At 51.4% G+C, this 14,619-nt stretch carries 12 protein-coding genes; 2 read left to right on the forward strand and 10 right to left on the reverse strand.

Translation table 11 applies throughout. From position 1 onward, the window contains the following. Positions 1-9: 9 nt before the first annotated feature. From SynA1544_RS03530 to SynA1544_RS03560, 8 genes are all read right to left on the reverse strand, one after another. Positions 10-2,325, reverse strand: a complete 2,316-nt coding sequence (locus tag SynA1544_RS03530) for a DNA-directed RNA polymerase subunit alpha C-terminal domain-containing protein (RefSeq protein WP_186514851.1) — start codon at positions 2,323-2,325, stop codon at positions 10-12. Between the two features lie 106 nt (positions 2,326-2,431). Next, positions 2,432-3,322, reverse strand: a complete 891-nt coding sequence (locus tag SynA1544_RS03535; RefSeq protein WP_222930162.1) for an endonuclease NucS domain-containing protein — start codon at positions 3,320-3,322, stop codon at positions 2,432-2,434. Positions 3,323-3,357: 35 nt separating this feature from the next. Continuing rightward, positions 3,358-6,465, reverse strand: a complete 3,108-nt coding sequence (locus SynA1544_RS03540) for a type I restriction endonuclease subunit R (protein ID WP_186514853.1) — start codon at positions 6,463-6,465, stop codon at positions 3,358-3,360. Continuing rightward, complete coding sequence (locus SynA1544_RS03545; RefSeq protein ID WP_186514854.1) at positions 6,465-7,802, reverse strand: restriction endonuclease subunit S; 1,338 nt, start codon at positions 7,800-7,802, stop codon at positions 6,465-6,467. The genes SynA1544_RS03540 and SynA1544_RS03545 overlap by 1 nt, the downstream gene beginning before the upstream one ends. Continuing rightward, the gene (locus tag SynA1544_RS03550; protein ID WP_370594092.1) at positions 7,792-9,105 is read right to left on the reverse strand and encodes an N-6 DNA methylase; all 1,314 of its coding nucleotides are present in this window, start codon (positions 9,103-9,105) and stop codon (positions 7,792-7,794) included. Before SynA1544_RS03550 ends, SynA1544_RS03545 begins: the two co-directional genes overlap by 11 nt. Continuing rightward, positions 9,066-9,638, reverse strand: coding sequence for a type I restriction-modification system subunit M N-terminal domain-containing protein (locus SynA1544_RS14630; RefSeq protein WP_255477701.1), 573 nt, complete (start codon positions 9,636-9,638; stop codon positions 9,066-9,068). The genes SynA1544_RS03550 and SynA1544_RS14630 overlap by 40 nt, the downstream gene beginning before the upstream one ends. Before the next feature lie 3 nt (positions 9,639-9,641). After that, positions 9,642-12,389, reverse strand: a complete 2,748-nt coding sequence (locus SynA1544_RS03555; RefSeq protein WP_186514855.1) for an N-6 DNA methylase — start codon at positions 12,387-12,389, stop codon at positions 9,642-9,644. Between the two features lie 93 nt (positions 12,390-12,482). Further along, the gene (locus SynA1544_RS03560; RefSeq protein ID WP_186515620.1) at positions 12,483-12,785 is read right to left on the reverse strand and encodes a hypothetical protein; all 303 of its coding nucleotides are present in this window, start codon (positions 12,783-12,785) and stop codon (positions 12,483-12,485) included. Positions 12,786-12,820: 35 nt separating this feature from the next. Here SynA1544_RS03560 and SynA1544_RS03565 point away from each other — a divergent pair, with 35 nt between their 5' ends. Both SynA1544_RS03565 and SynA1544_RS03570 read left to right on the forward strand, forming a co-directional pair. Further along, positions 12,821-13,213, forward strand: a complete 393-nt coding sequence (locus SynA1544_RS03565) for a phosphoribosyltransferase (protein ID WP_186514856.1) — start codon at positions 12,821-12,823, stop codon at positions 13,211-13,213. After that, entirely contained in the window at positions 13,213-13,683 is a 471-nt protein-coding gene (locus SynA1544_RS03570; RefSeq protein WP_115160505.1) for a nucleoside 2-deoxyribosyltransferase, read from the forward strand. The genes SynA1544_RS03565 and SynA1544_RS03570 overlap by 1 nt, the downstream gene beginning before the upstream one ends. A gap of 72 nt (positions 13,684-13,755) precedes the next feature. Here SynA1544_RS03570 and SynA1544_RS03575 read toward each other — a convergent pair whose 3' ends face one another. Further along, on the reverse strand, positions 13,756-14,175 hold the full coding sequence (locus tag SynA1544_RS03575; RefSeq protein WP_186514857.1) for a cytidine deaminase: 420 nt from the start codon (positions 14,173-14,175) through the stop codon (positions 13,756-13,758). Continuing rightward, positions 14,150-14,614 (reverse strand): hypothetical protein, encoded by a 465-nt coding sequence (locus SynA1544_RS03580; RefSeq protein ID WP_255477702.1) that lies wholly within the window; start codon positions 14,612-14,614, stop codon positions 14,150-14,152. Before SynA1544_RS03580 ends, SynA1544_RS03575 begins: the two co-directional genes overlap by 26 nt. Between the last annotated feature and the right edge of the window lie 5 nt (positions 14,615-14,619).

The following is a 14,619-nucleotide window of genomic DNA, read 5'->3' on the forward strand; positions in this document are numbered from 1 at the left end:
CTCTAAGCTCTACTCTATTACTAGCTTGAGTAAGTTGTCTAGCGCAATAGGATTGACATATAAGTTGGTGGAATCCTCCTCCTCCAGCAGGTTCTCTCCACACTGGGCAATTGACAGCTCGTTGAGCTTATCCACAAAAGATGCGTACATCACATTTTCTTGTACTGCATAGGTCTTCAGAACTGAAATCAAGATAAGTTCGTCAGTAATATTAGCTCTTAGGAGCGTTACGATGGCTTGCAAATCCAGACCAGCAGATCGCGAAGTTTCAGTTATCGCTGTAACGTCAGACTCATAGGAAATATCATCCTCTTTTTCATCCGAGAAAATTTGATCAAGCTCACGCTTGAGCTCTTGATCCTGAATTCTCATTTTTGCGGCAACTTCAGTATCAAACGAAAAGTCTTTTACAGCAGAAGTTTCAGAAGTTTGACCATCCAGTGCTCGTGGTATCGACTCAGACTCTCCAATTGAAGGCGCCGTCGAATTAATATTTAAGGTGCTAAGATTATCACTATTTTCTTCTGACAGCTTAATATCAAGCCTTGCAAGAGCCGCAAAAAATGAGTTAATTTTTTTGCCCTTAACCTCTTCATCATTAGACCGTTCAAAATAGCGTCTAACACTTTCTTTCGTAATCTCTTCCGTAGAAGCCAACTCAAAGAACTCTTTAATTCTCAAAAACAACTGATCGACTCTTTCTTGATCCCAATAAGTCCGTCCTCCCGGTCCCTCAGCAACTAGCTGATCTTGATAATTCAGACCAATTTTCTGAGCCACATAGCTCTGTCCGCCAAACCTCGTGACAGCACCTCTCACAGCATCTGGAAGAGATACCTGTTTTGGCATGACCTTTGGATTACCATCTGCAAATGCATGACGATAAAGATACTGACTGAGCCTCTCAATATCATTCCAATATCCAGGTCCAACGGAAACTAAACCAGAGCGTATCTGTTCATATTGATAGTCATACTCTTGAGTCGGAATATACCCAAGCCGTCTCTCGACAATCTCTAGTCTTTCTCTAAGGGTTGTGGACTCCATCTCTACACGCAGGGAGTCGAAGCGCAAAGAATCTAAAGAGTTGAATTCGTCAGATGAGTAGCAGGAGATCAGATTCTCACTTAATGCAGTATCTAGATAGCCATTGACTTCATCAATGAATGTACGTGGCTTCAAAAGAAATATTCGGCAAACCTGATCCACTTTTTGTCGAACTCTCTCGCGAGAAATCGGGTGAGCTAAAGACCCTCCTATTCGCTGTAATGTTTCTCCTGCTACGAGGCGGTAAAAGAGGTGAAGTGGAGAATCATTCGCATGCTCACACTGCTTTCTGATATTCCGAAGCAGCTCCGCTGCATCGCCCCTCAAATAACGTCGTTTCAGGATAGAAGAAAGCAACAGAAGCCTCGATATATTTAACTTAAAGATCTCTTCTTTCTGATAAGAAGAGGGATATGTATAGCAGCTTGAAGCAGTATCAATCTCGATCAAGACTGCCTCTAATCCATTGACGCTATTGAACTCATCCGCAAGTTTTAGCAGCCTTTCAACAAATCTCTGTAATTCCAAAGTGCCCATGGAAAGGGCAAACTCATTGATAATTTGTGAGGATCGTTCTGCTATGTGCTCGTAGCCCATAGCATCTGGATTTAAATCCCTAGATCCATCAAAAATCTCGGGTAGAGCTTTTTCAAGTGGTGCAGAAATCTCTGTTTTTCTGTGGTCCGACTCGATGTATTGATCTCCGGCTAAAATCATCCATTTTCCGCTTGTATCCGAATACCCAAGTGCATGTAGTGCGTCTGAGAGTTCCTTGAGCGACCTTTCGCCAAAGTTCTTTATTCTCAGCAGATCGTCAGCTGTTTTGCCATGAAGTCCCGAGATCTTACTTATTCCAGCTCTGTACAAAGAATTAATTACCCTTATTGAACATCCAAGCTCATCAATTGATAGATCACTTTTTTTGCTTTCTGCTTCACCGTTCCATTGCAGGTCTTCGTCAGACGCTTCAATTGATTCTTCAACAGAATCCTCTACATCCTCTATATCATCAATTCTGAAACTTTGCTCTGCAACTTCCTCGCCAATCCAATTATCAGAATCAGGGAAGGACTCTGAATTCGAAACAATTTCCTCGTATGACTCCTTAGAGGCAATTAGTGCTTCTTCCTCTTGGTCTTGGGGAACTTGAACACCTTTTCTTTCAAGTTCTTTTCCCTGAGCCAAAGGAGATTCACGCTTCGATTGCTCTGGCTTAGTAGGCAAGAACCGAAGAAGGCTCACTGCTAGCTCACTAAGCTTGATCAGCAGATTCTTCACGATTGGCTTTTAAGAGCCCCTTCCAGGAAGTCCTTTGGGGTTAGTAGTGGCGATTTTCGCACCTCATAGCCGATGCCTCCTACGCAGACGCGGATTCAATTGGCTGTTATGACGCTGGAATGAGCGAGAACTTGACCTCATATCGATAGAAGTCGATGCCCTGAGCAACCTGTAGTGCTCTTCTGATCCGCTTGTCATCGTCCAAGGCGATGATCACGCCTCGCACCCTCTGGTGATCTTCAGCAACGTCCTCTTTGACGTAACCCATATATCGCTGGATCTGTCCGACCACCGCATCGCTGGCACGTCCTCTCTTCAGTTCGACGACAAGCAACTCCTGCTTGTCCTTGCTGATGGCGAGTAGGTCAATAGGACCTGTATCCGTAGGGAACTGCTGCCCATTCGATTCCTCCGTTTCATAGAGGTCATGGGTTCTACCAAGAGGAGTGCTGGACCAGTTGGCAACCAGAAAGTCCTCAAGGTGCTTCTCCAGAGCAAAGACGGTGGCGTCCTCAACCGTCGGGTCCTGACTAACGAGTGCCTGGGTCTTCGCCTCACCCTTGATCAGTTGCTCTAACTCCTCTCTGTATTTGGAGATGTTGCTGACCGTTCCGATCGACCCTGCCGAGTTCCGCAGCGATTCGCTCATGTCGGATCGATCGACGAGTTCCTCATGCCAGGAAACAGACCGCTGATGCGGTTGGTCGCTGCCAGCGACGAAGCGGTATCCACCCGTTACTTCGCCAACGAAATAACGCCCCTGACCATTTGGAGACCACACGATGTCGCCAACCTGTATCCCCTTTGAAATCGTCCAGAGAGCTCCACAACTCAGACCTGCTGCGATCTTGCTCTTACTGGGATTCACCTCCAGAAAGATCGGGATGAATTCCTGGTTGAACTCACGCCAATTTTCTGTGAGGGAGTCCTTCAGGTCCTGCGTGATGTCGAACCCAGCGCCGATAAACCCCTGCTGTCGACAGACGTCCGCATACATGCTTCCTCTGCCCAGCATCACTCGGTAATAGTTCCTCATGCCGCCTCCACAAGGTCCTCGCCCAAGGTCTCTGCCTGCTGGAGCACCAGATCAACGGCAGTGACCTGCTGATCTGGCGGGTATTTGTATCGCTTGAGCAGCGTCTTGATCTTGAGGCGTAGTTTCGCTCTGACGTTCTCCTTGAACTGCCAGTCGATGGTGGCGTCCTTACGGAGCATCTCTGCCAGTTCCCTTGCCATGGTCGCCAGCACGTCTTCCTTCATCAGTTCCTGTGCTGATGGGTTGTCTGCCAAGGCGTCATAGAAGGACTGCTCGGCATCGGTCAGACCAAGGGCAACACCACGCTCCAGTTCCTCTCGGAACTTCTTCGCCATCTCTATTAATTCAGCGATCACCTGTGCCGCCTCGACAGCACGGTTGGAGTATTTGTTCAGCGATGCCGTCAGCAGTTCACTGAACCGCTTCTGCTTGACGACGTTGGTCTTGAACTTGGTCTTCAGTTCGTCCTTTATCAGGCGCTGGAGCAGTTCCACCGCCAGGTTCTTCTGGGGGATCTTGGCGACCTCTGCCAAGAACTGGTCCGACATGATGCTGATGTCGGGGTTCTTCAGACCAGCAACCTTGAAGACATCCATGACGCCCTCTGCCACCAGCGACTCAGACAGCAGCTGCTGGAGTTCGTAGTTCACGTTGGCGGTGTTGCCAAACCCGCTGCTATCACCCTTGATCAGCGGTGCTCTTACTGCCTGAAGGAACGCCACTTCTTCGGTGACCGCCATCGCCTCTTCAGTGGTGCCACAGAGGGCGAATGCCTTGGTGACCTTCAGAACGGTGTCACAGAAACGCTGCTTGTCATCAGCAATACCAAGGATGTGGTCCAGGCAGTTGGAGATCAGTTCAAGTGCTTTGCCCTTCTCCCTGAACCCGCTCCAATCCACAGGGTGAAGGATGTCCTTGGCGATCTGGAGTTGCTCCCTGAGGATCCGAACCGCCTCACTGGTGTCGAGGGTGGGTTTGCCCTTGCCCTTTGCTGCTGTGTAAGTCGCGAGTGCTTCCTTCAGTTGAGGAGCGATGCCGATGTAATCGACGATCAGACCGCCTGGTTTGTCCTTGAAAACCCTGTTCACACGAGCAATTGCCTGAGCAAGGTTTGCCCCCTTCATGGGTTTGTCGACGTACATGGTCGCCATACACGGGGCATCGAATCCCGTTAACCACATGTCCCTGACGATCACGATCTTCAAGGGATCAGCAGGGTCCTTGAACCGCTTCTCCAGGTCCTTCTTCTGCTGCTTGCTGGTGTGGTGAGGTTGGAGGTGGGGGTCGTCTGATGCCGATGCCGTCATCACGACCTTGATGGCACCTTTGCTGGTGTCGGGGTCGTGCCAATCGGGGCGTAGAGCAACGATGGCGTCATAAAGGCGGGCACAGATGTCCCGACTCATCGCCACAACCATTGCCTTGCCTGGTTGGGTTTTGGATCTCTGCTCGTAATGGGAGACCAGATCTGCTGCCACCTGCTTCAGTCGTGGTTCAGCACCCACCAGTGCCTCCAACGCTGCCCAACGACTCTTCGCTCGCTCAGCAGCAGGGATGTCGTCTTCATCTCTGAAGAGTTCATCCACTTGGTCGTCGACGCCAGAGAGGACGCTCTCCTTTAACCCCAACTTCGCCAGTCGGGACTCGTAGTAGATCGGGACAGTGGCACCGTCTTCCACTGCCTGCTGGATGTCGTAGACGGAGACGTAATGCCCAAAGACCGCCTGGGTGTCACGGTCGTCTTGGGAGATGGGTGTTCCAGTGAAGGCAAGGAAGGTTGCCTCGGGGAGGGCATCCCTTAGTGCTTTTGCCAGTCCATATTTGATCTCGCCCGTCTTGGTGTCGAGGCGACCCTTGAATCCGTATTGGGTCCTATGTGCCTCGTCACAGATCACCACGACGTTGTGGCGGTCGCTCAGGGTTGGGAACTTGTCTTCACCGTCTTCGGTGCCGAACTTCTGGATGGTGGTGAAGATGATTCCACCGCTGGGTCGGTTGGCGAGCAGATCCCGTAGTTCCTGCCTGCTGTCTGCCTGCTGAGGGTTCTCGCCCAGCAAATCTCCTGCTCCAGCAAAGACCCCAAACAATTGCCCATCAAGGTCCTGGCGATCGGTGACCATCACCAGCGTTGGGTTCTGGAGGCGTGGGTCGGTGAGCAACTTGCCTGCCAGACATGCCATCTCAATGCTTTTGCCAGCGCCCTGGGTGTGCCAGACCACGCCACCCTTTCGGTCACCGCCTGGTTTGCTTGCTTCTGCCACCCGCTCGACTGCTGCCCTTACGGCGTGGAACTGGTGGTAGGCAGCGATCTTCTTGATGATCTTGCCGTCTTCCTCAAACAGGCAGAAATAGCGGATGAAGTCGAGCAGTCGCTTCTGATCGAAGAGACCACGGATCAACGTTTCCAGTTCACGGAACTTGCCCAGCGGGTCCAGGTCTTGCTCGGCGTCGATCACCCGCCACTGCTGGAAACGTTCCTTTGAAGCGGATAAGGACCCCACACGGGCATAGGTGCCGTCACTGATCACCATCAGCACGTTGGAGGTGAACAGGTCGGGGATGTTGTCCTTGTAGGTCTGGAGTTGGTTGAACGCTGCCCAGATATCTGCCTTCTCATCGGCAGGATTTTTAAGTTCCAGGACTGCTATTGGTAGACCATTCAGGTAGACGACAACATCAGGACGGCGGTTGTGCTTGGGACCCTGGATCGCCAACTGATTGACCACCAACCAATCGTTTGAGGCGGGGTCGTCAAACCCGATCACCTTGAGGCGGACGCCTACCTCTTGGTTCCCATCCATGTAGGTGATGGGCAGACCCGTGGTCATCCAGCGGTGGAACTGACGGTTGGATGGCAGCAAACCAGGGGTGTTGGGATTCGCCAGTTGGAGGACTGCTGACTCAATGGTTGCTGCTGGAACCCCTGGGTTGAGTTTCGTCAGTGCCGAACAAAGGCGACCCGTGAGCACCACCTGGCGGAAGTCATCACGCTCTGGGGTTTCTCCATCAGGAGCAAGGAGTGGTCCATGAATGAAGGTGTATCCGATCTCCTGGAACCAATCCAGGGACATCCGCTCCAGATCGTCTTCTGAGATGAATGCCATCAGATACCTGCCTCCTCAAGCATCTTCTCGGCATCAGGGACTCGTAGTTCGCCTGAGATGAGGCGGGGAAGAAGAGTATCTCTAAGCGAAGAAAGAGTTGCCGATGTCGCTTCATTTAACCATCTTTTCTCAAATAGGCAAACTGCTGAGGAATAGAAAGCGTGTAAAAGATCTTCTGGAGGCATAACCAATGCCATATCGCCAAGAACTGTTCTAGATAGTTCAGTTTGACCAGTAGAACCTTGTCCAAGTGCTTCTATTTCTTGCTGGCGATTTAGAAGGGCATTGGTCAAATAGAATGTTGAATGCTCACTTGTCCCTCTAACAATCGTGACATGTGAATCAACAATGACATCTCCGAATTCCAGCTCAGGAACAATTGCTACTCGACCAAGGGTTCCGACTCCTGTTGAATTGACAAGGCAGTCAAACCTTGAGATCGTCCTTCCTTCTATCTTCTTGTAAGAAGGATCGTGCCTTCTCGATTTAGAGAAATCGACAGCACCGCCTCTAATACATTTCTGGTTGAGGACCACTACGCCCTCATCATGCTCACAGTATTTTGGTGAGATTCCCCTGGAAAGATAAGAAGACTGATCTTTGATTGATGAAACGCTCCACCCACTCGGAATCTCTCCAAGTTCCGCCTCCTCCAAGGAATCGGGAAATAACTCGCTGACCTCATCGGGTAGTCCAGTCGGTTGCCCTTCTGCCTTTGCCCTTACAGGATCAAAATCCACAAACCAGGACTTGAATAGCGCCGTCGCTATGCCTTCGAGGGTTTTGTTGATGTTTCGATTTAGTTCAATCTTGTCGTCAAGTGTGCCCAGTATATTGACGATTGCTCTTTGGTCGCCTTCGGGAGGCAGTAGGAACGAGTATTCGGATATCTGCTTGGCACTTATATGTGGAACAGCAGTTCCTGTCTGAATGGATAGGACGTGATGGGTAAATGATTTGCTGCCAATTATATATTTCAGCAACCTCTGCTGGACGCCTCCCTTTGCTCTAAGTCGGGCAACTCGTTGAACAAGAAGACATGGAAGGTCATTTTTATTTATTGACGAGTATTTAAGACCCGCTTCTATCCAAGGGCGGTCCATCGCCAGTACGACATCATCTTCTCTCAGGGAGTATTTCGCCTCCAGCGCTCCATCAAGATTATCGGGATCCCATCTCTTAACGCCATCCCATCTCAGCGACCCTTGAATAATGTTATCGCCTCTGACTAAACGGACTCCCGTTTCGTTATCTATGTAATGAGCACTTTTAAAAGGGAAACCAGTCGTGAGGTCACAGCATTCACCGATAGTGATGGGGAAAAAGTCAGAACTCATATCCAACCCTCCTTAGATTCTCGGTGATTTTTTGATCTAATCTTGTCCCTTCTTCCTGCTGCCGCTTGAGACGAGCAGTAAGGCGCTTCATCTTCTGATCAAAGGGTTCATCGTCCTCTTCTAGATCCGCTGCTCCCACGTAGCGACCAGGCGTCAGAACGAAACTGTTCTTCTCGATCTCCTCGAACTTGGCGGAATAGCAGAACCCAGAAACATCTTCGTAGGGGTTCTCGACCTCATCATCACCACGCCAAGAATGAACAGTGTCAGCAACCTTGGCGATGTCCTCGTCGGTGAGCACTCGCTCCACTCGACTAACCATCGCCCCCATCTGGCGGGCATCGATAAATAAGGTCTCTCCACACCTGTTCCGACCACGTTGGGTCTTGTCGTTAGTAAGAAACCAGAGGCAGACAGGAATGCCTGTGTTTAAGAACAGCTGCCCAGGCAACGCCACCATCACTTCCACCACGTCGCCACGAACCATCGCCTCACGGATCTGCCCCTCACCGCTGGTGTTGGAACTCATCGATCCATTGGCGAGCACTACGCCTGCTTCACCACCAGGGCGAAGTTTCCAGAGCATGTGTTGTAACCAGGCGTAGTTGGCATTCCCAGCAGGTGGACGCCCAAAGGTCCAGCGGGGGTCGCTGTCGTATTTCTCCCCGCCCCAGTCCGAGATGTTGAAGGGTGGGTTGGCAAGGATGTAGTCGAACTTCTGGTCGGGGTGCTGATCACGGGCAAAGGTGTCAGCAGGTTCCTGTCCGAGGTCAGCGGCAAACCCACGAATCGCCAGGTTCATCGCTGCCAACCGCCAGGTGGTGGGGTTGCTCTCCTGTCCATAGATAGAGATGTCGTCCCGTCGACCGCCATGACTTTCGACGAACCGCTCGCTCTGGACGAACATGCCGCCCGATCCACAGCAGGGGTCATAAACACGACCCTTATGAGGTGCCAGCACAGCAACCAGGGTCTTCACCACATGGGCAGGCGTATAGAACTGACCGCCCTTCTTGCCCTCAGCACTGGCGAACTGACCAAGGAAATACTCGTAGACCTCACCCAGGACATCCCCTGACTTCTTCCCTTCGCCAAACCCGATGGTGGAGATGAGGTCCACTAGTTCACCCATCCGCCCTGGTTCCAGTTGGGCAGCACCAAACCGCTTGTCCAACTTCCCCCGAAGAGTCGGGTTCTCGTTCTCAATGGCAACCAGTGCTCGGTCGATCAGTTGCCCGATATCGGGTTGCTTTGCTTGGTTCCTCAGGGATTCCCAGCGAGCATCGGCAGGCACCCAGAACACGTTCTCCTGGGTGTAGTAGTCCCGATCTTCCAGTGCTTCCTGGTGGTCTGCTGGGTCATCGCCCAGGTAGTAGTCGGACTCTGGGTTGCCACCGTCTCCAGCACCTTCTGCTGCTGCTCCACGAAGGTGTCGGAGATGTATTTGAGGAAGATCAGTCCCAGGACCAGATGCTTGTATTCGGCGGCATCCATCTGGGCACGGAGTTTGTCCGCTGATGCCCAGAGCACTGCCTTGAAGTCCTTGGCGGGTGCCTCTTTCTTCGCCCGACCTCTTCCACTGGTTGGAGCGGCAGGCGCTTCGTAGCGACTACCACCTTCTATGCCTTCACCCAGGGCGATGGAACCACCACGACCACGCCCCTTCTTGATGGTGCCGAGCAGCAGTGCCTTGTCCCTGATCTGGTCGTACTGCTCTTCGGAGACCTCTTCGCCTGCTGCCTTACTCAGTGCCTGCCGTGCTGACAGGTTCCCCAGAGTGCTGCCATCTGGCGGCAGGACCTCAAGCAGCAGATCTCCCAGTTCGTTGATATCCATAGGTCAGACAAAATGGTTTTGAATGTATTCAACGAGCTTTGGACCCTCAAGCTTATCCGTCGCCGGATTGGTTCTTACATAGAAGTCTTTACCATCCAGAAAACAAGCCTTAGACGAATTCCTCACTTGAACAATCAATACCTCTGCATGATTCACAAAAGCGATTCTATGATCAATAAAAGGATAGAACTCTTCGCCTATCTTGCTTTTCAACTGGTTCTTGAAATGGAGCAAAAACTTGTCAGTCTTGTCCTTATGAAACATCTTAATCTCGCGCTCAAGACCAGGGACTGACCCGTCGTCACTTACGCCAACCAGCAAAGTTCCACCATCAGTATTTAGAAACGCTACGATTGTTTTGAGGCTGGATATCTCAATATACTTTTCCTGGGTCCCCTTGCGGATATCAAGACTAAAAGACTCTTTAAATTCACAATCACCGGACTCACCTTTCCTAATAAGCGACATTACCTTCTCAGCATCAGTGAGTCCGCCAACCGCAGCAAGCATTTTTGAAGACTGCTCAAGAACAGCGTCAGTGTTCATTGGGCTTAATGCCATATTCTTATCTAATTCATCGATGTGACGCCTAAGAGAATCTAGCCGAGCACTTGCATCAATTATATCTTTTTGATTGCTTAATTTCGGGATTGGAATACTTAAATCAGACAGTCCATTTTGCCAATTAAGCCTCAGCATCGCAGATCCAGATGCAACCGCTTTGAGCTTTACCGTGCCAAGTTCAGATCGCAGGAAAATTTCTACATACTTAGCCAGTACAATGTTTTCGTCGAAAATCAGCTGGTATGCATTTTTATGCGAAATCGCCAGCCCCTCAAGATCACATACTGATCGATGGGAACCAGAAAGCGGCATGTATAGAGCATTATCCTTGGGAGCAAAGCTGGACTTGCTCGAGCACGAGTTAACCGTTGCAACAACATCCTTTAGACAATACATTTCATATTGCTTATACTGCTTTGTAAGCCTTTTAACCTGTACTGCAAATGGGGATATATCGACGTAACGATTAACCGCAAGAGAGAATTCGTTAGCCGCTATCTCGTCGAAACTGAATGCACGAGCAGAAGCCAAACCCTCTCTGCTCTCATCGTACTGATCCTTAAATTCAACATAGTATTTTACGATATTATTAATATCTTCTCGACGCAATACCCTGCTTGCCCTTGAATGTACTGCAAAATCGTGGGCACCATCTATAAACAGAACCTTATTCTTTCGCTCTTCTTTTTTGTTTTTATTGATAATTAGCGCAGCTGCTGATATCATTGTTCCTGGGAATAGCCCAGACGGAAGAGAGATGACTGCTTCAACTAAGTCTTCCTCCAAAAGACGCTTTCTGATTTCGCCTTCACTGCCTCCTTTAAATAAAACACCATTTGGAACTATCGTACACATAATACCGCCATTTTTTAATGAAGCGATCATGTGCTGAATAAAGGCAAAATCTGCGCAAGACCTAGGAGGAACTCCAAACTTAAATCTTTGGAACGGATCGTTGCCTGCAATGTCCGAGCTCCAGCCTGACAAAGAAAATGGTGGCGAAGCTAATACACGGTCAAATTTTACTAACTGATGATTTTTCACATGCAGTGGATTAGTCAATGTATCTCCAAGGCGGATATCAAAGTTTTTAATTCCATTAAAAACCATATTCATGATGCATAGCACTCGTGTGCTTACATTTATCTCCTGACCAAAGACATTAAAATCATCAGACTGCTGCGCAGGACCTGCAACATATTTTTGGCAATGAACTAACATCCCGCCTGACCCACATGTTGGGTCATAAACCTTCATGCCCGAATGGGGATTGGCAAGCGCGACAAGTAGAGCACAAACTTCACTGGGAGTGTAAAATTCGCCACCTCTTCTACCTTCCGAGTCTGCAAAAAGCCTAAGTAGAGAATTAAAAGCAGCGCCAAGTACTTCGTGACTCTCAAGATCCTTGTCCTTAAGACTGATGGTAGAAAAATGAGACAGTAATTTCCGAAGCCTATAGTCTTCATCCTGCTGACCTCCCAACCTGGAGATGCGATGGAAATTAATAGCATCGACTATTCCTTCCAACGATTTATTCTTTACCTCTAATTCTTTGACGGCTTTATTTAATTCCTCTCCAATGCTTTCCTGGATGACTTCAAGGTTCTGCCACCTCGCCTTCTCAGGCACATAGAAGGTCTTGTCGTACTCGTCCTGGTCGTCTGCCAGGTCTTCTGCTTCTGACTGGGATTTGCCTTTGCCCAGGTAGTAGGCGATGACTCCTTCCCGTGCCTCCTCAAAGGCATCGGACAGGCGCTTCAGGAACAGCATCCCGAAGATGTAGTCCTTGAATTCAGAGGCATCCATGCTTCCCCGCAGGATGTCTGCGCTCTTCCAGAGGAACGACTCCAGTTGGGAGAGAGTCAGTTTCTGACCGATCTGGAAGGTCGGTTCTGGTTCGGCAGTCGTTGTTGAGCGGCGTCCTCTTCCTGTTGCTGGCGCAGAGGGTGCTTCGTAGCGACTACCTCCCTCGATGCCTTCTGCCAAGGCAATGGACCCGCCACGCCCACGACCTTTCTTGATGGTGCCAAGTTGCAGTGCCTTGTCCCTGATCTGGTCGTATTCCTCTTCCCCGATCTCTCGCTCTGCTGCCTTGCTCAGTGCCTGCCATGCTGACAGGTTTCCCAGGGTGCTGCCATCTGGCGGCAGGATCTCAAGCAGCAGATCTCCCAGTTCGTTGGCGTCCATCTAGCGGTATTGATCCAGCGGTTTCGTCTCTGAGTGAATTTTGCCCTGAGTCACCGAGGTTTGCCCTCCCTCAGTTGAGGGATAAGCCATCTTTCAAGCCACTTTCCCCATCTCCAAGACCCCTCTGCCCCATCCCCGCATCGGAATCTTTCGATGCTCAAGATTGCGTTGGATGTGCGCTGTGATCCCCGGTTCAGCGCTGTTCCAGAGGAGATCCATTTCACGCGTGAAGTGTTGGGGAATTTGGGGTGAGTGGATCTCCGCGGTCTCTGCCATCACGAGATCCAGCTCTCCCTGCGGCAGGTCATAGAGCTCCTGTAATTCCAGTTCCCGGTTGAGCAGATGGCTGCGAAACCATTTGCGGTTTTGTTCCTGGGGCGGGATGTCTCGGCTCAAGGGGCATCACAGCGTGGATGTGTCATTCTCCGGCTATGCAGGCACTCAGCTGGGCCCAATTCGATCAGGCGGTGCAGCAGTTGGCTTCACGCTTTGCCGGTTCTGCGGTGACCGGCGTTTATGGGGTCCCCCGTGGGGGCCTGTGCCTTGCCGTAGCGCTCAGCCATGCCATCGATCGCCCCTTGCTCTCAGCACCTGAGCCATCAGCCCTGATTGTGGATGATGTCTATGAAACCGGACGCACCTTGCAGGCGTTGAAAGGTCAGGTGCCGCAGGCATCCTTTGCTGTTTGGGTCAGCAAGGTGCGTCCTGATTGGTGGGTGGCAGCCGAGGTTGCCGCGTCGTCGGAATGGCTGGTGTTTCCTTGGGAGAACCTTGAACAGGCCCGTGCCGATGAGCAGGCATACCGCGCCTCACGGGGCCTGTGATGAACAACAGCGCGCGAACGATTTATTTGGCGTCTCCTTATGGCTTCTCGGAGCAATGGAAGCGGCTGTTGTTGCCGGAGTTCATCGGGGCATTGGAAGCCCTGGGATTGGAGGTCTGGGAGCCCTTTGCTCGCAATGGTCAGGTGAATCTGGCGGAACCGGGATGGGCCTATCGCGTCGCGCAGCGGGATCTGCAGGATGTGCGTGATGCCGATGCGCTGTTCGCCATCGTGAATGGAACGCCTCCCGATGAGGGGGTCATGGTGGAACTTGGTGCCGCCATTGCCCTGGGTAAACCCACCTTCCTGTTTCGGGATGATTTCCGCAGGTGCACCGATTCCGAGCAGTATCCGCTCAACCTGATGGTGTTTGCCGGTCTCCCTGAGCGGGAGTGGCAGAAGTACGTCTACAGCGATGTGTCTGACATCAATGATCCCGACAAAGCCTTGGCTTGTTGGGCGCGATCCTGATGTTCGGTTGAATCGTGATCTTTTGATGCTGCGCGCTCTTGGAGGAGCGCTTCAGGGCTGTGATGGTGTTGATCAGTTGATGTTTGGTTGTGTCAGCTCAAAGGGAGCAGGAAGGAGTTGTTCGAGTTGCCTTGTGCCTACCCCGTCGATCTGTATTGCTGCATTGGCTGGAAGCAGTTCTTGCATCACCTGACGGCAGGCGCCGCACGGCATGCGGGATCCTGGAGGCGCATCGCTCTGGGCATCGATGCAGCTCACGGCCAGTTCAATCGGTTGTTTGCCCTGGCTGATCGCTGTGAAAAGAGCGACCCGCTCTGCACAGATGCTCAGGCCATAACTGGCATTTTCCACATTGCAGCCGTCGATCACACTGCCGTCATCACACCGCACTGCAGCCCCCACGTGGAAGTTTGAGTAGGGGCAATGGGCACGGCTGGCGGCCCGGCGAGCCCGCACCAGTAAAGACTCAGCGTTGTTCTTGGCAGGAGCCATGGGCCGTTTCCAAAAGGCTGCTGAGGGTTTTTGTCCCAGCTGATTGGGTCAGCCGGGATTGCTGGCTGAGTTCGAATCCCTTTTGGGAATCAATGACCAGATCTCCGCTGACAGCGACACGACTCTCCTGGGCAGGACTGCTGGAGGCGCCGGAGTCATTGAATGTGAGCGCTCCTAACGGGGCTTCGTAGGACCAGTGATAGGTCATGCGAGAGCCCGTGATCTGTTCAACACCGGAACTGCTGAAGTGCTCCACCAGGGGGGTGAGTCTGCTGTCGATCACCGTCCGAGGTTCAATCGCAGGGTTCTCACCCCGCTCAACCCGAAACTGCTGCTGCTTGAGTTGTCGGATGCCTGCAATGGGATGGCCAGACCACCGGGCCTCCACGGTCTGAATGGTGCAGACCAGTGGAGGTGGAGGTGGTGCTGAGGCCAGCACGGAAT

Source organism: Synechococcus sp. A15-44, from assembly GCF_014280115.1.
Lineage (GTDB): Bacteria > Cyanobacteriota > Cyanobacteriia > PCC-6307 > Cyanobiaceae > Parasynechococcus.

Excerpts from the sequence above, each read along its gene's own strand:
- SynA1544_RS03535 (WP_222930162.1), bottom strand. The coding sequence starts at position 3,322 with ATGTATGCGGACGTCTGTCGACAGCAGGGGTTTATCGGCGCTGGGTTC.
- SynA1544_RS03540 (WP_186514853.1), bottom strand. The coding sequence starts at position 6,465 with ATGGCATTCATCTCAGAAGACGATCTGGAGCGGATGTCCCTGGATTGG.
- SynA1544_RS03545 (WP_186514854.1), bottom strand. The coding sequence starts at position 7,802 with ATGAGTTCTGACTTTTTCCCCATCACTATCGGTGAATGCTGTGACCTC.
- SynA1544_RS14630 (WP_255477701.1), bottom strand. The coding sequence starts at position 9,638 with ATGGATATCAACGAACTGGGAGATCTGCTGCTTGAGGTCCTGCCGCCA.
- SynA1544_RS03555 (WP_186514855.1), bottom strand. The coding sequence starts at position 12,389 with ATGGACGCCAACGAACTGGGAGATCTGCTGCTTGAGATCCTGCCGCCA.
- SynA1544_RS03565 (WP_186514856.1), top strand. The coding sequence starts at position 12,821 with ATGCAGGCACTCAGCTGGGCCCAATTCGATCAGGCGGTGCAGCAGTTG.
- SynA1544_RS03570 (WP_115160505.1), top strand. The coding sequence starts at position 13,213 with ATGAACAACAGCGCGCGAACGATTTATTTGGCGTCTCCTTATGGCTTC.
- SynA1544_RS03575 (WP_186514857.1), bottom strand. The coding sequence starts at position 14,175 with ATGGCTCCTGCCAAGAACAACGCTGAGTCTTTACTGGTGCGGGCTCGC.